14 protein-coding genes are annotated in these 25,374 nt (G+C 72.4%); all 14 read right to left on the minus strand.

Annotation, left to right across the window (positions count from 1 at the left end; genetic code table 11):
• Window positions 1-7 precede the first annotated feature (7 nt).
• The gene (locus ABD785_RS30850) at window positions 8-1,153 is read right to left on the minus strand and encodes a hypothetical protein (RefSeq protein ID WP_344835389.1); all 1,146 of its coding nucleotides are present in this window, start codon (window positions 1,151-1,153) and stop codon (window positions 8-10) included.
• A complete protein-coding gene (locus tag ABD785_RS30855; RefSeq protein WP_344835390.1) occupies window positions 1,150-2,037 on the minus strand; it encodes a protein phosphatase 2C domain-containing protein in 888 nt (295 codons plus the stop codon). Before ABD785_RS30855 ends, ABD785_RS30850 begins: the two co-directional genes overlap by 4 nt.
• Complete coding sequence (locus ABD785_RS30860) at window positions 2,037-3,260, minus strand: hypothetical protein (protein ID WP_344835391.1); 1,224 nt, start codon at window positions 3,258-3,260, stop codon at window positions 2,037-2,039. Before ABD785_RS30860 ends, ABD785_RS30855 begins: the two co-directional genes overlap by 1 nt.
• Window positions 3,257-5,428: a hypothetical protein gene (locus tag ABD785_RS30865; RefSeq protein ID WP_344835392.1), complete on the minus strand. Its 2,172-nt coding sequence runs from the start codon at window positions 5,426-5,428 to the stop codon at window positions 3,257-3,259. The genes ABD785_RS30860 and ABD785_RS30865 overlap by 4 nt, the downstream gene beginning before the upstream one ends.
• Entirely contained in the window at window positions 5,425-6,147 is a 723-nt protein-coding gene (locus tag ABD785_RS30870; RefSeq protein WP_344835393.1) for a hypothetical protein, read from the minus strand. The genes ABD785_RS30865 and ABD785_RS30870 overlap by 4 nt, the downstream gene beginning before the upstream one ends.
• Window positions 6,147-7,916 (minus strand): hypothetical protein, encoded by a 1,770-nt coding sequence (locus tag ABD785_RS30875; protein WP_344835395.1) that lies wholly within the window; start codon window positions 7,914-7,916, stop codon window positions 6,147-6,149. Before ABD785_RS30875 ends, ABD785_RS30870 begins: the two co-directional genes overlap by 1 nt.
• Window position 7,917: 1 nt before the next feature.
• Complete coding sequence (locus ABD785_RS30880; RefSeq protein ID WP_344835396.1) at window positions 7,918-9,879, minus strand: P-loop NTPase family protein; 1,962 nt, start codon at window positions 9,877-9,879, stop codon at window positions 7,918-7,920.
• A 1-nt stretch (window position 9,880) separates the two neighbouring features.
• Window positions 9,881-10,879 (minus strand): protein kinase domain-containing protein, encoded by a 999-nt coding sequence (locus tag ABD785_RS30885; protein ID WP_344835397.1) that lies wholly within the window; start codon window positions 10,877-10,879, stop codon window positions 9,881-9,883.
• The gene (locus ABD785_RS30890) at window positions 10,876-12,996 is read right to left on the minus strand and encodes a hypothetical protein (protein WP_344835399.1); all 2,121 of its coding nucleotides are present in this window, start codon (window positions 12,994-12,996) and stop codon (window positions 10,876-10,878) included. Before ABD785_RS30890 ends, ABD785_RS30885 begins: the two co-directional genes overlap by 4 nt.
• Complete coding sequence (locus ABD785_RS30895; RefSeq protein ID WP_344835400.1) at window positions 12,993-16,124, minus strand: tubulin-like doman-containing protein; 3,132 nt, start codon at window positions 16,122-16,124, stop codon at window positions 12,993-12,995. The genes ABD785_RS30890 and ABD785_RS30895 overlap by 4 nt, the downstream gene beginning before the upstream one ends.
• 15 nt (window positions 16,125-16,139) lie before the next feature.
• A complete protein-coding gene (locus ABD785_RS30900; protein WP_344835401.1) occupies window positions 16,140-18,389 on the minus strand; it encodes a VWA domain-containing protein in 2,250 nt (749 codons plus the stop codon).
• Window positions 18,390-18,924: 535 nt separating this feature from the next.
• The gene (locus ABD785_RS30905) at window positions 18,925-20,274 is read right to left on the minus strand and encodes a transaminase (protein WP_344835402.1); all 1,350 of its coding nucleotides are present in this window, start codon (window positions 20,272-20,274) and stop codon (window positions 18,925-18,927) included.
• Between the two features lie 270 nt (window positions 20,275-20,544).
• Window positions 20,545-22,809, minus strand: coding sequence for an esterase-like activity of phytase family protein (locus tag ABD785_RS30910; protein WP_344835404.1), 2,265 nt, complete (start codon window positions 22,807-22,809; stop codon window positions 20,545-20,547).
• A gap of 116 nt (window positions 22,810-22,925) precedes the next feature.
• The gene (locus ABD785_RS30915) at window positions 22,926-25,364 is read right to left on the minus strand and encodes a hypothetical protein (protein WP_344835406.1); all 2,439 of its coding nucleotides are present in this window, start codon (window positions 25,362-25,364) and stop codon (window positions 22,926-22,928) included.
• Window positions 25,365-25,374: the final 10 nt, after the last annotated feature.

Below are 25,374 nucleotides of genomic sequence, written 5' to 3' on the forward strand. Positions count from 1 at the left end.
AACGTCGTCAGGGGAACAGGGAAACAACCACGCCGCCGAGGGCGAGCAGCAGCAGGACCACCGCGCAGGCGGCGATGGCCGTGGGCACCCATTCGCCGTCGAGCGTCTCGGGGCCGTCCGGCTCGGGCTCGGGTTCCGGTTCGGGCGCGAACACCGGATCGGGCTCGATCCGGTGCGGAGCGGGCCGGGACGCCCGGCGCGGCTCGGGCACCACGGCGCGGGACGGGGCCGTGTCCGGGACCGGAACCGGGGTGACCGGCCGCCGCGGCGTGCGGGCCTCCTGCTCGGCGTCGAGGACGGCCAGCAGGTTCGCCGAGGACGGCCGCGCGGTGACGTCGCCCTCGGTCAGGGTCTGCCAGAGGGTCTTGCCGACCGGCCCGTCCCGCAGCGCGGCGGGCAGCGCGTCGAAGGCCGCGGGGAAGTCGCTCCCCCGCGTCCCGGACAGGCAGCGGAGCACGGCCACCGCGAGCTTGTACCGGTCGGTGTGGACGGTCAGCGGCGTCCCGGCGGGCGCGAAGGGGTCGTCCCAGGTGTTGCACTCCACCCAGGCGCGTTCGCCGAACCCGCAGGAGTCCATGTCGATCACGAACACCCGCCCGCTGCCCCGCGCCCACAGCGCGTTGGCGTAGGACCAGTCCCCGTAGACCACGCCGTGCCGTTCGAGCAGCGCGCCCGCGGCGGCGAGGTTCCGCGCCACCGCCAGCCGCTCCCGCGGGGCCGGGACCTCCCAGCCCCGCCGGGTGAAGAACCCGGGCTCGGTCTGGACGAGCTGGTCGATGTCGAGCAGCCGCGAACGGGTCTCCCCCGAGATCCCGCGCATGCCGACGGAGAAGTCGGCGGGTGCCATCGCCATCAGCACCCCGACCGTCCCGCCCGCCTTGACGATGCGCGCCGCCGGCCAGCAGAAGGCGGTGTCGACCAGGGCGCGGTCGGCGGGCGTCATCGCGGACGGCAGATCGATCAGCCGGTCGAGCTCCTCGATCGGCTGGAGGGGGAATCCCGGCCGGTAGCGCTTCACCAGCCAGCCCGGATGACCGGCGCTCTCGTAGATCATCTCGGACTCGCCGTTCTCGCCCGCGATCATCCGGCCGCGGGCGGCGACCTCGGAGAACGGCACGACCGGCGGGACGGGCCGATCCGACCACGCCCTCATGGCCCGCACCAGACCACGACGGCCGTGCGGTCGTCGAGATGACCGTTCGCCTCGAACCCGACCTCCTGGAGGAACAGGGAGATGTGCGGCGGCCGGGTCCAGCGTTCGGCGAACCAGGCCGAGGTGGCCTCGGCCTGGCCGAGCGCGTCGCCGACCCCGTCCGAGGTGAGCGCGACGACCGCGCCGGGCTCCAGCACGACGGTCGTCGCCGTGGCCCGGTCGGGATGGAACGGCAGGAACTCCGTCAGGGTCCCGGCGTCGAAGCCCGTCTTCTCCGCGCCCGCCAGCCGGCGCCAGCCGCGCGGCTCGCGCAGCCAGCCGCAGACGTCGGCGACCGAGGCCAGCCAGATCTCGCGCCGCCCCGAGCCGTCGGGGAGGACCGGGATGACGGCCGCCAGCGCCGCGGCCCTGACGTCGTTCTCCGTCACCCCGAACTGCTCGGCCGCGCCCGACATCTGCCGGGCCGCCTCCAGGAAGATCTCGGGCGCCCGCAGCGGCGCGTCACGGTTCAGGTCCGCGCGCAGCCTGCCGACCAGGGCGCTCACCGCGACGCTCGCCCCCAGGTGGGCGCGGCTGCTGTCGGACATCCCGTCGGCCACCGCGACGATCAGATACCGCCCCGCGGCGTCGCGGCCCAGCTTGTAGGCGTCCTGGCGGGGCCCCGCCGGTTCGGCGCACCGGTGCCCGGGACCGACCAGCGACGCCGCCCGCACCGTCAGCCCGCCCACGCTCGCGGCGTCGGCGGCGATGCCGGAAAGGGCGGGCTCGTCGGGCAGCCGCCAGGGCATCCTGGCGGCCGCCGGGGTCTGTCCGAACGGGCTCGGGAAGGCCATCTGGTCGCCGGTGAGCGTGTCGTCCTCGCCCCTCCGGAACGGCCACGGCATCACTGACCACCCCGCTGCCACGGCGGCGGACGCCAGTCGGCCACCCCGTCGACCGACCCGCCGATGACCCGGTCCGGCATGACGTCCTCCTCCTCGTCCTCGTCGTACGAGGCCGGCGGGGGCGGCGGGAGGGCCTGGCGCGCCTCGGACGGCCCCGGCTGGATCGGCACCTGCTCGGTGAAGAAGGCGCCGGTCGGGTTGTTGCCGACGAACCCCTCGATCGGAGTGATGATCATCTTGCGCAGCGGCTCGATGTCGGCGTCCTGGATGAGGTCGTTGTCGACGAGCTTGTTGAACAGCTCGATCCGCTGCTGCCGGTCCAGGGTGCCCCGGGTGCGGATGTCGCCGATGACCTCGCCGACCTGGTCGGGGTGGCGCTGGAGGAACAGGAACAGCAGATCCTCCTGGCCGCTGACCTGGTTCCTCAGGTCGGCGATGCCCTGGGCCGTCATCTCCGACTGGAACGTCGCGTTGACCCAGGCGGCGTTCCGCGCGGCGGCCCCGGCGTCGTGGTCGACCTGGGCGATCAGCCGGAACAGCGTGATGCCCTCGTCGAAGGTCACGTTCCCCCGGGACAGCACCTCACCGACCTTCTCCTCGAAGGCGGCGTCCCGGTCGATGGTGTAGCGGCGGGCGATCGGCTGGAGCAGCTCGATCAGCCGGGTCCTGACGAACTCGTTGCCGTCGGGCATCCGGGCCCTGACGATCCGCGCGGGATCCGTGACCCGCCAGCCGACGTGCACCGTGAGCTGGAACTTCGCCGCCATCGACGCGCTCGGCACCTCCAGCTGCGCCGACATCGAGTGGTCGCCGATGTCGACCTCGTAGCGGAACTTGTAGCGCACGGTCGTGAACGCCAGGGGCGGCCTGGCCAGCTCGACCAGGGCGCCGTTGCGGTCGAGGTACAGGACGGCACGGCCGGGGACGGCGGGGACCCGCCCGGCCGTCGCCATCGGCTGCTCGTTCAGGATGAGCGGCACGGGCGGGACGGGCGGCGGTGGCGGGGCCGGCATCACGGCCTGGATCGGCGGCATCCCCTGCGGCGGGCCTCCACCGCCCGGCATCCCCTGCATCCAGGGCTGCTGGAGTGCTCCCGTCCACGGCTGCTGCGGGGCGGCCTGCTGTTGTTGCTGCTGCTGCGGGTCCTGGCCGCCCTGGGGCTGCTGGTGCCGCCTGTCGTCGCGGTGCGGCTCCGACTCGTCCGGAAGCTGCTGCTGGTTCATCGGAACTGCCTTTCTGCGGTGAGGATCCGGAGCACCTCGGCCGAGCACTTCGGCGCTCCCCGCGCCCCCTCGGCCCAGCTCCTGGCTTCGTAAGCGATGACGTCCCAGGTCCTGCCGTCCCTGGCGGCGGCGACCGCCAGCAGGCGGGCCAGTGCCCGGCGCACCACGGGTTCCGGTTCGGCCGTGTGCGCCCACTCGGCCAGCACCTCCTTGGCGCTGCGGTGCAGGCCCGCGGCGTTCAGGGAGTCCGCCCACAGGGCCGCGATCCCCCGCTGCCTGATCGGGGCGACCGTGGCGATGTGCAGGAGCAGCGGCCACGTCGTGATCTCCCCGTCGAGCTTCGGAAGCTCACGGACCAGGTCCGCGGCGGCGTAGAGGAAGGCCAGGCGGGCGGTGTTGCGCTGGTCCTTCTTGCCCAGCCAGCCGAGCAGGAGGGCGGCGGCGTCGAGGCGCTCCCCCTCCACCTCCCACATCTCGGTGACGGTCTCGCAGACGGCCGCGGTCACCTCCTCCTCGTCGGAGGCGGAAAGGTCCTCGAGCGCCTCCAGCGCGGCGGCCGACCCGGACGCGTCGTGCTCCAGCCGCCAGGCCCGGGCGGCCGTGGCCTGGAGGGCGGGCGACACCTCGTCCACCGCCCACTCGCGGACCATGCCGCGGATCGTCTTGCGGAGCTCGGGATCCTGCTCGGCCGCGCCGCGCAGGGCCACGGCCGCAGCGTCGCGCAGCCGGGGATCCTCGTCCCTGGCCCACTGCACGATGACGTGCCGCCGGACGTGGTCGAAGGAGCGGGCGGTGAGGAATCCGACGGCGACCGCGGTCCGGACCCGGACGGTGTCCAGCTCGTGCCTGGCGTACTCGCGGAGCCAGCTCAGCAGCTTGGGACGGGCGTCGTCGTACTCGTTCCAGAAGTAGAACAGGTATCTGCGCTGGAGGTTCGGGTCCTTGAACCGCACCACTCCCGCGGCCGTCCCGCCGTGCCGGGTCTGCACCGTCGAGGGGACGACATGGGCGCGCAGCGCCTCCAGCCGCGCGGCCCGCTTACGGACGAGCGGGGCGTGGCGCGCCTGTTCGGCGCTCTCCAGCGCGTTCTCCGGTTCGAGGTAGGACTGGAGCAGGTCGGCGGAGGCCGAGGCGGTCTCGTAGGGCTCGCCGCCCAGCACCGCGATCGCCATGGCCATGCACTGGGTGGACAGGTCGGGCAGCGCGTCCGCCCAGCGCTCGAAGGCGGCCTGGTCCTGGAGCTCGATCCTGGCCCTGACGGCCGCCGCGAGCGGCTCGTCGCCTTCGAGCGCCTCGGCGAACAGGTCGGCGAGCGTCGCGGCGTGGACCGGCCGGACGTCCTTCTCCAGCTGCTCGGCGATCAGGGCCATGGCCTCGGCGTCGTCGAGGACGCGGTCGGCGCCCTCGAAACCGGAGCGCTGCTCGAGATGCCTGATCAGCATCTCCCGCCGGTCGCCGGCCGGGCCCTGCTCGTGGACCAGGGCGGAGAACTCCGAGCAGCCGAACCTCCGGCCGCGCGTCACGGTGATGACGAGCCGGGCGTCGCACTCCTCCAGGACGCCGACGAGGCTCTCCAGCTCGAACGAGGTCAGGGCGCGCGCCGCGGGCCCGGCCAGGTCGGTGAGGACGTAGCCCGCGCCCGCGGTCAGGTCCGCCGCGGTGAGCATGCCCAGCCGGGTCTCGGGCGCGAGCAGGAACACCCGCGGGAAGCCGGACAGCAGCCGCCGGGCGGTCATGTACCGTCCGGCGCCGTCGTCCGCGCACAGGACGGTCACCCGGTGCGAGGCGACGGCCTCGACCAGGGCGGTGAACCCCTGCGGCGGCACGAACACCCGGCCCAGCGCGTCCAGGTCGGTCAGCTCGCACAGCCTGACGGAGTCCTTGCCCGCGGAGGCGGCGTGGAAGTGGATGTCGCGGCCGGCCATCGCCCCGGCCTTGATGTCGTTGCCGGTGAAGCTCGACAGGGCGTCGGCCTCGGCGCCCAGCCGCTCGCCGACCGAACCGGCCTGGCCCGTCCTGGCCGAGAACCTCCGGCCCAGTTCCTGGTGCTTCGCCTTGGCCCCTTCGGCCCTTTCTCTGTCCTTCTCGCCGCCGGTGCCGCCCCCGCCGCCCTCGCCGTCGGGGGTGCTCTTGGCCGGTTGCTGCGGCTCGGCCGGGGAGTCGCTCATCCCTGGGCTCCGTGGATGTCGCCCACCGCGAAGTAGGTGGAGTTGATCGTGTTGCCGACGATGGAGACGGACGGGCCGCCCCCGGCCGGAGGCTTCGGCCGCTCCTGTCCGGCCCCCGCGGGACCCGGCCCGGCGGGTGGGGGTTCGGGCAGGGCGTGGCCCGGCAGCCAGAACCAGGCGTGGGAGCCGCGCACCTTCACCTCGCGCAGGTCACCGGGTTCGAGCGGGGTGAGCTGCCCGGCCACGGTGTCCTGGTACACCGGATCGGCCACGATCACGGCGAGGTCGGCGGCCGGGGCGGCGGCCAGCGCCGCGACCAGCTCGGGGCAGTCGCGCAGCCGCTCGGCGGTCACCGGGCCCGACCCGGAGAACCCGTGCGGGCCCTCGATGGTCTGACCGGAGTGGACGGCCACCCGCAACCGCACCCGGGCGGCCTCGGCCGCGGTCCGGTTCCGTTCGGTCAGCGCGGTCGCGAGCTTCTCGACGAACCGCCCGACGACCTCCGCCTCGTTCTCGGTCCCCGGCAGCACGGCCAGCTCCGACCCCGAGCTCCGCCGGATCCGCCAGGAGTCCCGGGCGAGCCCCGCCTCCCAGGCCGCGGCGTCCAGGACCCGGGCGAACCCCGCCAGCAGCTCCCCCTGCATCAGCGCGGTCCGCTCCGCGTAACCGTCGACGGCCGAGGCCACCAGCAGGAACCTCCCGTTCCACCGCTCGGCCATCACGCCCCCCTCGCCAGGAAGACGACCGTCAGGACGACGATCACCGTGGCGACCAGCGCGATCAAGCTCGCGTACCGGTCTACGAAGCCCGGAGGCTCCGGTTGCCCGTCCCGTCTCTCCCCTCTGTCGAGGAATCGTCGCGGTTGGGGCGCGGGCTGGACGACCAGCGGCGGCGCCACCGGATGGAAGGGAGCGGGCTTGTCCACCTGTACCGCCGTGCCCCTCCGGCCGAGCCACTCCAGCAGGGCGGGGAGCACCGCGGCCTCGAAGGCTTTGATGGACGATCCCGGCAACCGCCCGTAGAGCTCGCCCATCGCCAGATGCCAGCTCTCGGGGGCGTCCGGGCTCCGTGTCGTCTCGGCCAGCTTGGCGAACATCACGTCCTCGTTCTGCTGCCTGAGCACCATCGGGCCCAACAGGTCGGCGATGGAGCGTCCGGCGAGGTCCTCGTCCTGGCCGATGGTGCGCAGATCTTGATCGAACCACTGGTGCTCCATGGCCGTCGCCAGCGCCTGGAGGGCCGCCTGCTCCTGGAGGCGGACGCCGTGCCTGCCCGCGGCCGCGATCCACTTGGTCGCGACATGGATCGCCTTCTTGTCACCTTCGAGACGCCCCAGCTCCCGGTACAGGTCGGCCAGCGTGAACCCTCCCGCGGTGGCGGCGCCGTTGAAGGCGGTCGAGGTCCGCACGGGTTCGGCGACCCTGTAGTCCTCGTCCGCGCGGGACCGGACGGGCGGGTAGGAAGCCGAACGCGCCGGGGCGAGCTTGTCCGGCGCGAACCGCAGGAACTCGGCGTTGCTGAGGACCGCTTCCATTCGTGCGGTCAGGTCCTCCACGTAGGCGGTGGCCTCCATGAGGTTCTCGGCGAACTCCTTCGATGGAAGGGCCTCATAAGCCTTCACCAGGCACTGCGCGGTCCGATCCGCCAGGTCGCCCTGCTCGTCGCCCGGCGATTCGCTGAACGGCCTGAAAACCGCCTCGCGACGCTTGGAGTTCGGCGGCGTCTCCGGCATCTTCTCGCTCCGGAACATGATCCGCGGGGCTCCCTGGAGGCCTGCCCTGGAGTGCGGCTCGAAAGTCGAGAAGGACGGCCGCCATTCGTTGAGGAGGTCGCCCTTGGCACTGGTCAGCATCGGTCCGAGTACAGAGAACAGGCCACGGAGCAGCGGAAGCTGGGTCCCGTTCCGCAGGGGCATCCGGATCATGTCCTCGGGAAGCATGATGCCCAGCGGTATCTTCGGTTCCCGCAGCGCGGCGGCGACCATTCGCTGGATTCGAAGTTCTCCCCTGGTCTCCACCGCTCCGGAACGCGCGAACTCCGCCAGTTCGGCGGGGTTGATCCCCGGAAGGACGTCGTCGCGGGCGGCCTGACCGGGTTTCGCCCCCAGGAGGTCCAGGGGCGCACCCCGTGCCATCCAGGCCAGCGCGAGGTCCGTGGAGACCGCATCCATGCCGCCGACGATCGCCCGGGCGACCTGCACATTGCGATTTCCGTCCTCATGCGGCGCGTTCGTGTACAGCTTCCTGGCCTTCTCGTCGAAGCACCGGTAGATGATCGCCGCCTGGCGGGTCCCGGGGAAGACGAGGTAGACGAGGCTGTCGGCGCGCGTCTCCTCCGACAGAGGAGGGCTCGCGAACTCCGCGAGATGGACCCACCATCGCTGGAAGTACTGCGGATCCGCGGAGGCGGAGGTGGAGTAGGCGACGGGCCCGAAGTCGCTGTTCTGCCGCCAGCGGAGCTCGATCTGGTTGACCTTCGCGGTGCCCATTTCAGATCCCGATCTTCTTGGCTTCGGGCGTCGTGAGCACCCCGGTCATGGCCATCAGTGACAGCAGCGGCGCCAGCACCCGCTGCGGTTCCACCCCGCGCACGAACCGCCCGTCGGAGACGGCTCCCGAGCCGACCGCCGAGGCGAAGTGCAGGGTGGCGCGCTTGCACTCGCGGTACGGCCTGATCCAGGCGCCCGCGTCGCGCTCGTACAGGTAGGCGTAGACGTCGGCGCTCTCGGCCAGCGAGAGCTCCGCGTCGAGCTCGCGGCCCTCGTGGCGGAGCCAGAGGGCGGCCGGGTCCTCGAAGCGGAGCACGTCGGACTTGTTGAGGACCACCGCGGCGCTGACCTTCGACAGCCGCGGGGCGAGGAAGTTCAGGACGGTGTTGAAGGTCGGGTCGCCGAGCTTGGTCCGGTCGAGCCCCTGCGCGTCCACGACGAAGATCAGGCCGTCCGCGACGCTCAGGAAGCGCTTGGCCTTCCCGATCTCGGTCAGCTCGCCGCCCGAGACGTCGAACAGCGCGACCGGCCGCGGGGTCTTCCCGTTCTCCTGGATCAGGAAGGCGTCGACGAAGCCGTTCTCGCCGCGCTGGGTCGTGTCGAGCACCTTGCCGTCGTCGATGAGGGCCTTCACCTGGCCGTCGACGAGGCTCTGGTGCCGCACCAGGTCGATGGGCTCCTGGGTGAGGCCGTGGCCGAGGCCCCGCCGGACGAGCTGGGCGATCATCGCGGTGAGCAGGTGCGTCTTCCCCGACGAGGTGGCGCCCACGAACCCGAAGACGGCGGGCGGCCCGTACTCGCCGTAGGCGTACGGCAGGTAGTGGAACACCCCCTCGGACTCCTCGGTGCGGCAGCGCACGAAGGCCGTGCGGAGCTCCCGGTCGCGCAGCTCCTCCCCCGCGTCGGGGGGCAGCTTGAGCCGCACGTAGTCGTTGACGGTGTCGTCGAACTTGTAGAGCCTGGCGTCCTCCCAGCTCAGCGGGGTGAGGCACATGGGGCAGGTGACCTTCCCGCCCTTGGCGCCGCGTTCGGAATCCTTGGGCGGAGGGGCCATGTTCGCTCCGGTGAAGGTGGGCCAGATCTGGATGGGGGCCTGCGCCGGGAGCTGCGCCGGATCCCAGAAGTCCGCGACGCTCGGCACGGGCGGCGGCGGGGGTGGCGGCGGTTCGGCGGGCAGGGGCTGGAGCAGGCGTCCGAGCCGGGCGGACATGTCCCGCTCCCCGAGGACGCCCAGGTTCCGCAGCTCCGTGTCCAGCGAGCCCTCGACGTACCGCTCGGCGAGGCGCTGCGCGACCTGCGCGTAGTCCGGGTAGGGCACGGGATACGGCGCACCCGGCCGGAACCTCAGGAACAGCCCGGAATGGTCGACCGAGTTCCACCGGTCGTCGTAGGTCTCGAAGGCGAGGTTCCAGGTCCCCGTCCCCGTGAGGCCGACGGTCAGCGCCCCGAGGATCTCCTGGACGGCCCACAGGAGGCCGAGGGTGAACATCGACGACGGCAGGACGAGCGGAGCCGGGCCGTTGGCCAGGATGTGCGAGAGCGCCGGCCCGAGCCGTGCCATCACCTCCGCCGACCGTGTCTCGGCGGTCGGCGGGGTCCGCGAGCCGACGAACCACGCGGGCGACAGAGGGGTGAGGGTGCCGGGCAGCTGAGCCCACGACCAGCTGCTCAGTTCGAGGGCCAGCCGGGTGCTCAGCAGGGTGGACGAGCCGATGAGCGCATGGGCGTTCTCGCTGCCGGGACCGCCCGACTGGTCCCTGCGCACCAGGGCCGCCTGCTCCCCGAACGCTCCGTAGAACAGGCTCGGCTGGGCGGACTCGTTGGGATCGGTGCGCAGGAAGGGCTCGGTCCAGGTCTGCCACTTGGCGACGTCGTTGTAGTCGGTGAAGGTGTACTCGACCGGTCGGAAGACCCGGCCCTCCGACAGGCCGGTCGAGGCGTAGCGGATCTGGTGGAAGTCCACGTCAGGCACCGCCGCCGAACAGCCGGAAGGTCCTCGATCGCGGCGGGGCCGCGGGCGGGGTCGGCGGGGGTGGTGGCGGCGGCGCGGCGGGCGGCGGCTCGTCGTCGGGCCGTCCGCTTCCGGGATGCTTGGTCTCCCGGAAGCGGTAGAACTCGTCGAGGCCCTCCTGGAACCGCGGGCTCAGCCCCTGGCTCCGCGGGATGGGGTCGGTGCCGCCCAGCCGCCGCAGAAGCTCCCGGACGGCCGGACGGGCGTCGAACTCGCCGAAGATCCCGGCGAGCCGGACGGTGAGGTCCGGATCGTCGGCGAGCTGGGACCGGTGGTCGAGTTCCCTGCCGGTCAGCACGAAGTAGATCAGCCGCCCGGCGGCCCACACGTCGTCCTTGGCGGTCACCGCCCCGGTGGCCATCGCGGGCCGCTGCTCCGGCGGCTGCCAGGGCGGCGTCCCGAGGACCGCGCGGGGGGCTCCGACGACGGTCGCGCACGAGAAGTCGCCGATGCGGACCTGGTTGCCGTCCCAGGACACGCTGTAGGGCGAGATCGAACGGTGCGCGACGCCCGCCGCGCTCAGCCAGCGCAGCCCCGTCACGAGGCTGAGCTGGAACCGCTCCTTCTCGCTGTGCATCAGGTTCCCCGCCGCCTGGAGCACGGGGGCCGCGCTCTGGGGCTCGATCAGCGCGAACGCCTCGGAACCGTCGTCGGTGTCGCGGCCGATCAGCTTGGCGATCTCGGCGGGGTGACGTCCCTGCCCGCACAGCCGGCTGATCCTCAGCCGTGCGAGGATCTCGTTGTCGAGGGCCCGGTGACCGGCGCTCCCGTCGCGGGCGCCGGCGGGCACCTCCAGGCGGAGCACCTCCTCGTGCCGGCCGTTCGCGTACTCCAGCCGCAGCCGCCGGGCGCGCAGCGGGGACCCCTGGTAGACCGCGTCGTCCGGAAGCTCCTCGTACTTGGCCTCGACCTCGGTCCCGTACGGGTCGAGGAAACGGATCTCCTTCGTCATCGCCAGGCCTCCTTCTCATCCGTCCAGCTCGTCGAGGTCATGCCGGGACGGATCGGCACCAGGCGCAGGACCCCCGCGTGCTGCGCGGAGGAGATCCACACCATTTCGGCGGCCGACCTGCCCTCCGCCGCGGCGGCCAGCCCCGACCTCGGCGCGAAGCGCACGACGGGAACCTGGCCGTGGCCCGGATCGAGCAGCGCCAGGTCGTCGGCCGAGCACAGCTGCCACATGACGTCGTGGGGGTTCTGCGCGGCGGCCCTGAGGAGGTCCTCGGTGTGCGGGTTCGCCGCGACGGAAGGCTCGCGGTCCACCGCGAACGGCGGCGGCTCGATCGGGCCGTGCTCGCTGACGTGGTCGTCCCAGAGGCGCAGCAGATCCTCGGTGGCCCGCGCCGCCGCGTCGCCGTGCTCGCCGGGCGAACCCGACGACAGCTCCCTGAGGCGGGGCTCCAGCACGGCGAGGACGAGATCGCCGAGCTGCCGGCGGAGCGCGGGGTCGGGGTTCGGCGGGCCGGACAGCTCCCGCCGCAGGTCGGCGCCGCGCGCCTCCAGCTCCTGGGCGGCCCGGTCCAGCGCGACCCTGAGCCGGACGACGGCGTCCGAGGTGTTCAGCCGCGCCGTCGCCTGGGCCCACTCCCGGTCGGCCCGCCCGAGCACGGACAGCAGTTCCTCCAGCGACCTGCCCGCCTCGGCCAGGCCCGCCTCCGCGGCCCAGTGCGTGGCCCGCGAGCGCCACGACAGCAGCGTCCCGGTGATCGCCACGGCCAGCGCGCCCACCAGGGCGAGCGGCCAGAGCGCGGGAGAGGTGCCGGTGACGAGCACGCCCGCCGCGACGCCCCCGCCGACGGCGGCCGCCGCGTTCAGGCCGAGGCCGAGGTGCGCACGTCCCCCGCCCGGTCCGCGCACGACCGTCAGCGCGACGAGCAGCGTCCACAGGACGCCCATCACGGCGCCGCTGACCGGGCCGAACGGGGTCAGCCCCGCCAGCGCCCCCGCCACCAGGCCCACGCCGGGCAGCCAGGGTTCGGGGCCGGGGAACGGCTCGGGTGAGCGCAGCCGTTCGAGGAGGGAGTCGGGGCAGGCCTCGTCCAGGGCGGCCGTGTGCGCGCGGCTGCCGCGCGGCACCAGCTCGTCGGCGAGTCCGCTGAGGCGTTCCGACAGCTTCGGCAGCGGCGTCTCGCGGTCCAGCGCCTCCCGCAGGTAGCCGTCGAGGGCGGTCCTGGTCCTGGTGGCGTCGAAGTCCTCCGCGTCGAGCGGGACGATCCCCGCCCGGGTCAGGGTCTCGTACTGGGCCGCGGTCAGCCCGCTCGTGCTGTGCGCCTCGTCCAGCAGGATCCGCAGGTCCTCCCGGACGTTGAGCAGGTACTCGCCCGCCTCGACGACCAGCTCACGGACCGGCGAGGGCGAGCCGAGCAGCGCCGACGGCTCCGGCAGCGTCTCGGCCAGCTCGCCCGCCCCGGCGAGGGCCTCCGCGCAGCCGTTCACCCGCCGGGTGAAGGGGCCGGGCTGGAACTCCACCGGGCGGGACGCGCCCGAGCCCCGGCCGAAGCCGCCGAAGGCGGGGGCGGGTCCCGGACGCCGTTCCAGCGTCTGCTCGATCGCCGCGAGGAGGCCGAGCTGGAACTCCGACGGCCCCCCGCCCGCCCCGGCGAGCCGGTGACCGGGGTTCGCCACCCCGCCCGGGATCCGTTCGAGGAGCCGGTGCGCCTGGTCGAACACCTCCGGGATCGTGAGGACCTCGACCAGCCGGACCAGGCCGGTGTCGCGGTCCTCGCGGCTGTCGCGCCGGGTGGCGGGGGCGCCGGCGGCCAGCCGCCAGTTGACGCCGCCGGGGTTCAGCACCCACAGCACGCCCGCCCCCTGGGCGAGACTCCCCGGCAGCTCCAGCTTCGTCCCGTCGCCGTGGCCGACCGCCACGCTCACGATCGCGTCGGTGAAGCGCGACCTCAGCAGTTCCTCGTAGGCCTCCTGGTGGGCGTGGAGCGACCGCGCCTCGTCGAGGATGAGCAGCCGGGTGAGGTCGGGCTCCTCGGAGTTGGCCAGCAGGGCGCCCGCCCGTTCCAGCGCCTCGGCAGGCCCGATGCCGCGCAGCTGGAGCTGGACGACCCGGGCCCTCACGCGTAGCCGTCCTTGCGCTGGGCGGTGTAGGCCTCGAGACCGCGGAGGTTGTCCCGCGTGGCGGGGACCTCGAAGTGGTAGTCCAGGGCGGAGGGGAAGGTCTCCGCCCAGAAACTCCGCATCTGCCGGGCCCTGGCGCGGCTGGTCGCGTTGAGCTCGTCGAGCATCCAGTCGATGTGCCCGACCTGCTCCTTGGCCAGCTCCCGCACCACCTGGTAGAGCTTGGACGGCGGGTTCGCGCCCTGTTCCAGCCGGTGCGGGGTGATCTGCATCAGGTGCGTGCAGAACTCGCGGCGGGCGTCGTCGTTGTCGGAGAAGGTCCACAGCTCGTAGGCGTTCAGCAGGCTCCCCCACGACGACGCCTCCTCCAGGGGCGTCAGGTCGAGCGTCATCGACACCTCGTTGAGGGTGATCGTGACGCCGGCGGGCGACGTCTGGCTGCCCTCGACGGTCACGTCCCCGTTCCATAGCGCGCACAGCAGCCTGTGCAGGATCTTGATCCGGTGCTCCTCCCGGGTGGCGAGGTAGCCGAAGTCGTAGCCGGTCCGCTGCCGCCACGGCAGGAAGTCGGTCGGCCGCGGGTTCTGCAGCGCCTCCGACCAGCTCCGCAGGACGTCGCAGACCTCCCGCACCTCGGTGATCCCCATGGACGACCGGAACAGGACGACCGAGACCGACTCGGCGGTGCTGTTGGTGAACTCGAAGGTGACGCCCTTGCCGCTCGGCAGCCGCACCGACTCCTTGAGGTACTCGGCGATGGCCGGGTTGCGCGACCCCGGATAGGAGACGAGCACCTTCATCGGCCCGGTCCCCTGCGGGGTGAAGTTCGCCGGGACGAGGCCGGTGAGCTTGCTGCGGAACTCGTCCAGGACGTCGCCCGCCAGCCGGCCGATCGTCTGGCCCGAGGCCTCCGACAGCAGGTCGCGCAGCTTCGGCAGCAGGGTCGCCTTCCCCGGGACGTCCTCCTGGATGTAGGTCTTCACCTGCGCCTTGACCCGCTCGCGCATCTCGCTGATCGCCCGGTCCACGGTCGACTCGGCGGTGTGCAGGTACATCTCGCGCCAGCCGTCGCCGCCGATCAGCGCCTGGAGCAGGTCGGAGGGGGTCGCGGCCGGGTTGAGGTCGAGCCGGTCCAGCAGCCGGACGACGACGCTGCGGTAGAACTGCTCCAGATCGCCGCCCGGCGGCAGCAGGTAGGAGACGCCCACGCGGGAGCGGTAGAGGATCTCCGAGCGCTCCCGGAACTGGTCGGGATCCTGGAGGGCCAGATCGTTCAGCGCCTGGTTGAGCTTGATCAGGTTCTGTTCGACCTGCTCCAGGGGGCGCATCCACTTCGAGGCGAGCGTCGACCACGGCTCGGTCCACGCCACCCGGTTGCGCCAGCGGTACCAGACGTCCTGGTCCTCGCGGCAGGCGGTCGGCTCGTCCTCGGCCCACTTCACCTTGACGGTGCCGAGCACCCGGTCCTTCAGCAGCGGGACGGGCGGCGGCGCCTCGCTGAAGCCGTCCGGGGGCGCCGGGGGCTCCCTGCGCCGCTGCATCAGGCCCGCCGCGCCCTCCTTGTCCACGACGTCGTTGAGCGACCGGTGCCCGAAGAGCACGCGCTGGAGCCGCAGCGGATCCACCTGGGTCAGCAGCCGGTTCACCGCGTCGCCCGGGTGGAAGAGGCTGACCCGGTCGGGGATGTCATGGGCGAGGGCGGAGCGCAGGTCGCTCAGGGCGTCGCGCATCGCCTCCATCCGGTCGTTGAGGGTCGCCATGACCTCCCGCGCCCCCGTGGCGGGCTCCGGCTCGGCGAAGTCGAGCTGACGGCGGGCGAAGATCTCGTGGATGTTGGAGAGGGTGAAGAACTGCTCGATCAGCTCGCGGTTGGTCTCCACCCCGACGACCGGCAGCCGCAGTTCCTCGATGCCGCTGCGGATGATCCGGCCGGCGACGATGTCGGCGAGTTCCTCTACGGGGGTCGTCAGCGACGTCACCAGGGCGGTCGACACCCCCCGGTTGCCGATGCCGTTCTCGGCCGTGCTCTGCCGTTCGATCGCCGAGTTGATGAAGCTGTCGGCGAAGGACTGGCGCTCCTCGCCGTTGCCCTGGTTGCTCTGGTTGAGCTCCGTGCCCACCAGCGACATCACCAGCGAGACCACCGAGCGCCTCAGGTCGTCGGGCGCGGCGCCGACCGGCCGGGAGAACAGGAACGCCGTCTGCACGACCCCGGGCTTCAGGACGACCCGGCCGTCCTGCGGGTAGCGGACCGACACGTCGTCGGGGTCGGCCGGGCCGCCGTCGGGGCCGCGCAGGTCACGGACCGCGTCGCCGCCGTTCTGCTGGTCGACCAGGCGGAACAGGTCGAGGAGCGCGCGCCCGGCGTTCAGCTCCGCGGCCCGGCCCCCGCCCAGCCCGTCCGGGAACGCCGACGGCATGAGGACCAGCGGGTAGATCTTGGGTTTGACCTGGGTGTCCTGGAAGACCTTCCCGATGAGGTGCAGGTAGTCGTAGAAGATCCCGGCACCGGTTCCCCCGGCGATGGAGAACGCGACGAAGACGTCGACGGCCTTGGTGTTGATCCGGCTCCCGGTGTCGGCCAGCCGGTGCAGGTCGGCCGCGGCCTGCGCGCCGGCCAGGTTGCCCACCGCGTTCTGCAGGTCGCGGATGGCCGGGTTGATGCCCGAGCGGAACGTCTCGAACAGCGCCGCCCTGCCCACCGTCGGGAGCTGGCCCGCGCCCTTCTGCAGCGGCAGCACCCGGGGCTCGCCCTGCTTGGGCGGCAGCCATCCCTGGACGACCGGCAGCGCGGCGAGCCTGAGGTTCCGCGCGACCTCCGGATAGGTGTCGACCTGCGGCACCAGGTCGCGCACGTAGTGCGCGGTGGCCTGCGCGGCCGGGATGTGCTGGGCGCCCGGGACCACCCTGGCGGGCATCCGGTCCAGCTCGGCCTGGTTGACGTCGGCGTAGACGAACTGGAGGCAGTCCGGCAGCTGGTAGCGCAGGGCGCTCTCGCGCCTGTTCTGGAAGGCCGTCCCGTCGGGGCCGCAGATCTCCTCGCGGAGCCGGCGCTCGAACTCAGCGCCGATCAGGCATCCGGTGCCGCCCAGCCCGACGAACATCACGGGTTGATAGAGCTTCATCATGTCTCCCTGTAAGACCTAGAGCCAGGGGTCGTCGAGGTCGGGGGTCGTGCGGCCGGCACCGCCCGGCGGGGGCTGCTCGGTCCGGCCGCCGTCCTGCGGGCCGTCGCCGTGGCCGTGGCCGTCCCGGTGGCCGTCCCTCCTCGGGTCCGGCCGCCGCCGGGGCTGCTGCTTCTTCTTCTTTCTCTTCGCCAGGCCGATCGTTCGCCTGGGCCGCTCGTCGCGGAAGGCCAGCATCAGCCCGCCCTCGAGGGGCTGGCCGTCGGACCCGAAGGAGATCTCCATCTCGCCCTGCGGGGTCCGGACGACCACGCCGTCCCGGCCGCGGGAGGCGGTGTACCGGGGCGAGCCCGGCTGGTAGTGGCCGAGGGCCGCCTGCCTGCCGTCGGCGTTGTGGATGGTGAAGCGGAACTCCCTGGACCAGCGGGTGGGGGCCTTGAGCTCCCGGCCGACCCGTTCGCCGTCCCGGTTGAGCGACACGACGAGGCCGCGGGCGTTCACCCGGCTGCGCCAGGCCCGCCGGCGGAGCCAGAGACCGACGACCGTCGCGAGGAGCAGGACCAGCGCGCCGACGATCCACCAGCGGTGCCGCTGCGCCCAGGTCGGCGGCTCCTCGATCGTGACGGTCAGCAGGCCGTTGGCGTAGACGGACGCCGGGTCGCTCTCGCCCACGAGCCTGAGCGTCAGCGAGGTCCCGCCGAGTTTCGCGTCGGCCCCGAACGTCACGGAGAAGTCGTGGGCGGAGTCGCCGGGCGGCAGCTCCACCGCGGTGCCGGGCGCGACCGCCGCCCGGGCGGGCCCCGCGCCGTCCAGGGTGAGCACGGCGCGCTGTGCGGAGCCCGTGGCGTTCCTGGTCGTGATCTTGCCCTTCACGGTGGCGCCCGGGTTCACGTGCCCGTCGGTGACGAAGGCGACGTGCCCTTCGACGCCCGCCTTCTCGCTGGTCACCTGGACGGTGACCGGAACCTGCTCGGCGTGCAGCCCGACCCCCGACACCTCGCCGGTGAAGGAGAGGGTGCCGACCTCGTTCGGCGCCGTGAACTCCCCGGCGAACCTGCCGTCGTTCTTGACGTCGTCGGGTGCCTTCCCGTCGTCGTGCACCGGCACCTTCCGCGGCGCGGTGAGCCCGACTCCGGAGGCGACGACGTTGAAGTCGAGCCCGCGCAGGGCGTTGGCGTCGGTGAGAGCGCCCGTCCGGGTGATCAGCGACAGCCGGACGACGAGGTTCTGGCCGATCTGCGCGCTCGGCGGGTCGACGAGGATCGAGGCCCGCACCGCCCCCTGCCAGAGCGCGGTGGCGCTGACGAGCTGCTTGCCCATCGCCTCGGGCGCGCTCAGCCTGACCGTCCAGACGCCGTTCACCGGATTGACGATCCGCAGGCTCTCGGTCGCGGTGTTCTCACCGCTGCGGGTGAAGGTGGACTCCCCCGAGGAGGCGCCGACCGCCGTGCCGCTCGGGTCGAGGTAGTCGACGCGGATCTTCGGATCGCCCTTGGTCACCGTGATCGTCCCGTCGGTGGCTATCACCGGGATGGCGATCTTCAGATCGCGCTGCTGGCCCTTCTCGAGGGTCGTCGAGTCGGTCTGGCTCAGCCCGGAGCAGGTCGCCAGCGCGTACACCTCCGAAAGGGAGCGCAGCACGTCGCGCGAATCGCGGACGACCCTGGCCTTGGGCCGGGATTCGCTGCGCGGATCGCAGCCGTCCTGGGAACCGCCTTCGGAGAACTTGTCCAGCGCGCTCTGCTGCACACCGGAGCCGAAACCGAGCGGCCAGATCTGCACCTTGGTGTCCTTCGCCCGCTTCAGCCCGAGTGCGAGCTGGGTGCGCGCCTCGGCGTTGCGGTCGCCGTCGCCGTAGTTCGGGCTGTTCGGGACGTCGAGTTTCCCGTCGGTCAGCAGGAATACGACCTTGAGCGCGCCCACCGGTGAATCGTCGTACAGCGCCGAAAGCGACTTCGAGAGCGCCGCGACATGATCGGTATCGGCGCCTTCGGCGGCCGTCCTGAGGTGGAGGTCCTTTACACAGGAGGCCAGATACTGCCGGTTCATCTCGCTGTCGACGAGCGTCGGACGGCATACCTGGCGGGCGGCCACCTGATTCGGCCCGCCGTTGTTGCTGCCGAATCCGATAACGGTGACCCGGCTCTTCGGATTCAGCACGGCCTGCGCGATCGTGGACGTCGCCGCGATCTCCTGAACCACGTCCTCGCTGCTCAGACTGGCCGACTCGTCGACCGCGATGACCATGTCGAGAGGTGTGGTCTGCACTTCGGGATCGGCCGCGGCGGACACCGGAAGGAGAAACAGACCCCCCAGCATGATCGCCGTTACGGCATGCCTGATAGAACCTCGTTCGGTACCCATGGATCCCCTGCTAGCCCGATTAATTCGATCTTGACTCGTTCTCGAATTCGTGAATGTTGCCCCGCCGGGCAGGGTTTCCTGGGTTGCCCTGCAATATCCAACAAAGCCCTTAATGGTTACCCTAGTGTGACCTTGACGACTTTCGGGATGTTCGTTCGCAGCGCCAGAGATGTCCGTATCCCCGGCGTTCAAAGTCGTGACCAGGCCCCTCGTTTTCCCCAGGGACACATGGGCATAATGCTCGGCTTGGCACCCTCGGCAACCCGTATAGATGCGGGTAAGCGAAAAGATCCCCTTTAGCTCGCAAATTGCCCGTTCCCGAGACCCTTACGATCAAATGACATAAAGCCGTGAAAGCCACTGCTTCATGCCATACCGCCAGAATTCCGGCATGGCGGGCGTCAAGGCCGCGCGTGCCTGAACGGGTGCGGAGGGAGGGTCAGCGGGACAGTTCGGCCGCCGCCGCTTCGAAGATCTCGTGATGGAGGTCGACGTCGGCCTCGGTCGTGGCGGGGCACATCAGGGCCATGTTGTGGAAGGGGGTGAGCAGGATGCCCCGGTTGGCCAGGTAGAGGTGCAGGTAGTCGTCGAGGGCCGGGTCGGAGGCGGCGTGCGACTCCCCGCCGGTGCGCGGCGGCGACGGCGTGAAGCGGTACTCGGCGCGGGCGCCCAGGGTGGTGATCGACCAGGGCAGGGCGTAGCGGGTGATGACGTCCTGGACGCCGTCGGCGAAGCGGGCCGCGAGGGCGTGCATCCGCGCGAAGGCCTCGTCGGTGAGGACCTCCTCCAGGGTGGCGCGCATCGCGGCGACCGAGAGGGCGTTGCCCGCCAGGGTGCCGCCGACCCCGCCCATGTCGACCAGGTCCAGGCCTTCGAGGGCCTCGATCCGGGCGGCGAGGCCGGCGGAGAGCCCGTACCCTCCGGACGGGACGCCCCCGCCGATGGCCTTGCCGATCGTGAGGACGTCGGGGTCGAGGTTCCAGGCGGCGGTGCAGCCGCCGGGGCCCGCCGAGAACGTGTGGGTCTCGTCGATGATCAGCAGGGTGCCGTGCTCGCGGGTGAGGGCGCGGACGCCGTCCAGGTAGCCCGGTTCGGGCAGGACGATGCCGATGTTGGTGAGCGCGGGCTCCATCAGGACCGCCGCCACGTCGCCGTGGGAGAGCTCACGGGCCAGGGCGCCGAGGTCGTTGAACTCCACGACCCGCGAGGTGAGGACCGGATCGACGGGCGCGCCCACGTTCCCCTCGCGGGAGACCGCCCTCCCGGACGGATCGACGACCAGGAGGACCTCGTCGACGCTGCCGTGGTAGCAGTAGCTGTTCACGAGGATCTTCGGACGCCCCGTGACGGCCCTGGCCAGGCGGATCGCCCAGCGGTTGGCGTCGGTGGCCGTCAGGGAGAAGCTCCACAGCGGCAGGCCGAACCGGCGCGACAGCTCCGCGCCGACGCGGGCGGCGTCGGTCGTCGGGAGCATGACGGTCGCGCCGCCCTGCTCGCCGAACCGGCGCCGGACGGCCGCGACGACCGGCTCCGGCGAGTGCCCCGCCATCGCCCCGGTGTCGCCGAGGCACAGGTCGACGTACTCGTGGCCGTCGATGTCGGTGACGCGTGCGCCGTGTGCGCCGTCCAGGTAGAGGGGGAAGCCCCCGGCGGTCTTGTTCATCCAGGTCATCGGGACCCCGCCGAACAGATGGCGTCCCGCCTCCCGGTAGGCCGCGGCCGACAGCGGATGGCTCTGGAGGAACAGGGCCCGCTCACGCCGGAGCAGGCCGTCGAGCGAGACCGGCATCCGGCCTTTATACCCCGCCCGAGGCCGTCACGGTGGACCTGGAAGACCGCGCGGGGCGGAAGGCGGGCGCGGCCTGCGAGGAGGCCGTGCCCGCCGGGGAGGGAGGCTAGGGGCTGTTTCAAAGTCGGCGCCCGTGGCGAGCGGCGTCCAGGTGCGTGCCTCGCGGGGGCGGAGGAGGGAGTCGACCTGGTTGGGTCGGCGACCGACGACAACCTCGCGAGGTGCGTGCCTGGGCGCCGCGCAGTAGGGCAGTTGACTTTGAAACAGCCCCTAGGCGCGGAAGAGCTTCTTGGCCTGGCCCAGGGAGCGGAGGACGGTCTCGCCGGTGGCGTCGGTGAGGCCGTCGTTGTCGGTGGCGAACCAGACGGTGCCGTCGCCGAGGATGGTGAGGCTCTCGACCTTCTCCTGGGTCCAGCCGTTGGTGAGGCGGAGGTCGGGGAGGAGGTCGCGGACCAGGGTCTTCGGGACGACCGGGAGGCCGGACGGGGCGGCCGGGGTCAGGTGGAAGGAGTAGATCTTCTTGTGGGCGGCGGCGGGGCCGGAGGCCTTGTCGCGCTCGACGACCGCGAACGCGTCGCCGGAGACGTGGACGATCTCCGACAGGCCGTTCCAGTTGGCGGCCGAGGCCGACGGCTCCAGCTTGTAGCCCCAGAAGGCGAACGCGCCGGTGGCGGGGGTGTAGCGGCCGATCCGGACGGTGTCGGCCGGGTCGGCCGGCAGGGGGCGCTGGAGGGTGAAGTACACCTGCTCGGACGCGCCGGAGCCGGTGACCGTCACGCCTTCGAGGCCCTGCTTGCCGATCACCGAGGAGACCTCGGCCGGCAGCGGAACCTCCTGGGTGACCGCGCCCGAGGCGTCGACCGCGACGAGGAGGTTCTGCTTGGCCAGCGGCAGCTTCGAGGCGGTGTCGCCCTCGGAGGCGATCCACCAGCCGCCGCCCTGGCGGGCCGCGACGCCCTCGGCGTCGTACCCGGCGGGCTGGCCGTTCTTGGTGACGGTCAGCGCCGACTCCACCAGCGCGGGCGCCTGGCCGGTGTCGATCGTGTAGATGCTCGTCCGGTTGAAGGCCGCGTCACTGACGGCGTACAGCTTCTCCGGCTGCCCCGGCACCGGCGAGAAGCCCGACAGGGCCGCCCAGCCGAGCGCGTTCTGAGACCTGACCTGGGGGAACTCGGCCCGCTCGTCGTAGTCGAGGCGGAAGAGCTGGACGGTCGCCCGCAGCCCGACCGCGGCGTTGTCGGTCTCGGCGGAGACCGCGAACAGGCTCTTGCCGGGGATCGGGAGCAGCCCTTCGGGGCCGGCGTTGGTCGGCAGAAGCTGCTTGAACACCGGGTTCGCCGGGTTCTCGACGTCGTAGACGGCGACGAAGTTCGACCGCTCGGAGCCGACGAAGGCGTAGCGGCGTCCGTTGAAGGTGCCGACGGCCAGGCCCTCGGGCTCGCTGCCCTTCTTGGCGGCCCGGTCCTCGTTGTGCAGGCCGTGCTCGATGGCGAGGTGCTCGAAGGTGTTGCCGGCGTCCCAGACGACCGTGCCGGTGTCGCTGAAGACCGTCCAGCCGCGGCTGCCGCCCTTCCAGTCGCCCTCGTTGGCGGTGGCCAGGTGGTGGTCGTCGATCCAGCCGACCGCGTCGGGCTCGCGCGGCACGTCGGTGATGGAGCCGGTCGGGTTGATGAAGCCGTCCTTGGCGGAGTCGATCCCCGTCAGGGAGACCTTGCCCGCGGAGAAGACCTCGTCGATCGTGCCGGACGGACCGTCGACGATCACGACGCCGTTGTTCTCCTGGAGGGTGACGGCGATCTTGCCCTTGCCGTTGACGGAGACGTACTCGACCTCGGGGTCGGCCGGTGCGGCGATCCCGGCGGCGGTGAACGACGGGAGCGCCGCGCCGCCGGGCTGGGTGAAGGGGACGGCCCGCACGGCCCACGAGGCCGGGTTCGCCGTCGGCAGGTCGAGGATCTGGAGGAAGCCGCCGGGCGCCTGCGGCAGGTCGCCCGCCTTGCCGCCGGCCGGGGTGAACTCCTCGTCGCGCTGGTTCTCGATCGCGATGGCGGCGAACCTCCCGTTCTTGCTCAGCGCGATCGAGTCGGGCTGGCCGCCGAGGTCGATGCTGCGGACCACGGTCCGGTCGCTGATCCGGATGACGTCGACCCGCCCGGACGGAGCCGTGAACGACGGGCTGCTGTCGATGACGGCCAGCGCGTACCCGCCGACCACGGCGACCGAGGTGGGCGAGTCGCCGGGGCCCAGCGGGAGGACGCCGAGTCCCTGCGGGGCCTTCGGCCGCGAGATGTCCAGGAAGCCGATGTTCCGCCCGATCGCGTCGGTGTAGATGAGGGTCTCGCCGTCCTCGGTGACCGCCGAGATCTCCGCGACGGTCGCGGTGTCGGCGGGCAGGTTCTGGACCACGGGGTAGGTCGCGAGCCGCTCGAAGAACGGCTGGTCCTTCCCGGCCTGCGCCCCCGGGGCGAAGATCATCGGCAGGGCGACGGCCACGGCGGCCGCGGCCAGGCCTCGGCGCGGAATGCGGAACGGCATGCGAACTCCAGGAAGAACAGGCAGATCGGGGTGTGTCCGCCGAAATCTGCCACGTTCCAACGCTCACCAGATGAACAGCGGGCGAACGGGGATCGACACTGTCCCGCCGGAACGGATCACTTCTTCCGGGCCTGGGCGAAGACCTTCCGGTGCTCGGCCGCGCGGACGTTCTGGATGGCCGCCACGACCGCGACCCGGTCGACCGGCTTGCCGCCGCGCAGGGCGTCGTCCAGCCGGGCGGATTCCTTCTCCAGGGCTGCCGCGGCGGCGGTGGCCGCCGCCTTGAGCGCCGGATAGGAGTGCCAGCCGGCGGGCGCGTCGGGGTCCTTCTCCGCCGCGAGGGTGGTCCGCAGCACCTGGGCCGCCGTCGCCAGGCTCCCGGCCGTCGCGGCCAGGCGGGTGGGTTTGAGCTCGTCCGCCTTCTGCAGGGCGGCGGCCCGCAGCGAGGCCTTGTCGAAGACGTCGTTCAGCTTGCCGTCGCGGCGCTCGCCGTGGCCGCCGCGGTCCCCGGCGTCGACCGTCGCGTAGGGCAGCAGGTTGCGGAAGGCCAGGTAGGAGGAGACGGCGTCCTCGGGAGACTCGGCCTCCAGCACCTGCTGGGCCGCGTCGAAGACATCGCCGAGCTGGCCCGCCTCGAGCTGCTCGGCGGGGAGCTGGGAGGCGAGCTTCTTCATCAGGTCGCCGCGCAGGTCGTCGGCGACCTCGATGCGCAGCCGGTCGGCGATGCCGTCCTTGCCCACCCGGGCGACCATCTTCTCCACCGCCTGCACCTCGGTCAGCCAGGCGGTGGTGTGCGAGCCCATCCCCGCGACCCCGGACGGCGCCGCGGCCCGTCCCTGGATGGAGACCGAGCCCGTCGTGGGGAAGGAGACGACGACGTCGGCGGTCCGGGCGGCCCTGACCCACGCGCCGGACCCGTCCTTCGCCGTCACCGCGCCGAGCCCCCGGTGCACCCCGGCGACCTCGTCGAGGAGCCGTGCGACGGCCGCGGGCTCGGCGCCCGGGACCTTGTCCAGCAGCGTCTTCAGCCGTGCCACCGCGGTGGCGGTCGCGTCGGTGCCCAGGAAGCCGGACCTGCGGACGCCCACGGGATAGGTCCTGGCCATCCGCTCCTGGTGTTCGTGCAGGAGCCGTCCGAGCAGGTTCGCGGAGTCCTCGGCCGGGCTCCGCCGCAGGTGCGACAGGAGCGAGTCCGTCCCCGCCTGGAGCCGGGTGATGGCCGCGCCCTGCGCCCGCACGTCGCGGGCGGCCTGCACGCGCAGCTTCTCCGACCGGGCGCCGCGCACGGCCAGGACGGCCTCGCGGATCTGCACCACGAGCCGGTCCGCCGCCTCGTAGCCGAACTTGCCGAGCTCCTCGCAGCCCTCCAGCAGCGCGGCGATCTCCTCGTCGACCTCCTTCGAGGTCTTGTCCGTGCTCCATTTCACCTTGGCCGGCGCGCGGCGCCTGCCGGGCGTGGGGGCGGCCTCGGTGATCCGGGCCAGCGCGGTCAGGTCCCAGGCCCGGTGGCTCAGGGCCTGGAGCTTCTCGACCCGCTCGGTGAGCGCCGCGTGCGCGGACGGCGCGACGATCTGGTCGACGCACGCCTCGCGCACGGCGGCGTCCAGGGAGAGCAACCCCCACATCCCCTCGGACGCCTTCTGCAGGACAGGCGGCGGGACGTCCTCCGGTGCCTGCCCGCCGACCACGACGGCCAGGTCGGGGGCCAGGGCGCGGGCCCGCGCGGTGCCCTCTCCCGATCCCTTCGACCCGCGTTCGCTCGCCGCGGGGACGGTCGCGTACGGCAGGAAGTTCAGGAACGCGAGATGGTTCGCCATCGCCGAGCCGATCAGCTGCGGGGTCAGCGGCCGCACCGACAGCAGCGCCCGCGTGGAGGCGGCGTAGGTCTCCAGGACGTCCTGCCGGTGGTCCCTGTCCTGCTGTTCGAGGGAGTTCCAGGCCTTCATCCCGGCCGAGTCCGGCTGCCCCGTCCAGGCCTCGGACTCGTCCTGCCGCTCCAGGAGCGCCTCGGCCGCCTCCGCCAGGGTCTTGCCGAAGACGAGGGCGTGGACGTCGTCGACGACCGTCGCCCAGGCGGCGGTGTGGTCGCCCATCTTGGCCCCGAACGGCGACGGCGTCCGCATCCGTCCCACGGCCACCCCGGCGATCACGTCGTTCTTGAGCCGGACGTGCGGGGCCAGCTTGACCTTCTCGCCCTCCCGCAGCGTCCGCGCCTGCATCGCCCAGACGGGCCTGGCCTTGCGGGCGGGCGGCTCCTCGCCGCCGGCGGGATCGTCGACGACCATCGGGACGGACTCGCCGGTCGCAGGGGCGAGATCGGCGAAACGCACCCGCTTGGCGGTGTCCGCCTTGGTCTTGGGCGCGATCCCCGCCGGGCCCGCCATGATCTCCCCGACGCCGCGCGCGCCGGCGTCCCGGTGCTGCTTGGCCGCGGCCCTGCGCTGAGCGACCACGTCTCCGGCCGACTTGCGCCGGATCAGAGCCGCGCCCTTGGCGGCGACGGCCCCCTTCTTGGGCTTGCCCGCCTTCTTCGGATGGATCCTCGGGGTGGCCATCGTGCCCCCC

This window comes from Actinocorallia longicatena (assembly GCF_039534125.1).
Lineage (GTDB): Bacteria > Actinomycetota > Actinomycetes > Streptosporangiales > Streptosporangiaceae > Actinocorallia > Actinocorallia longicatena.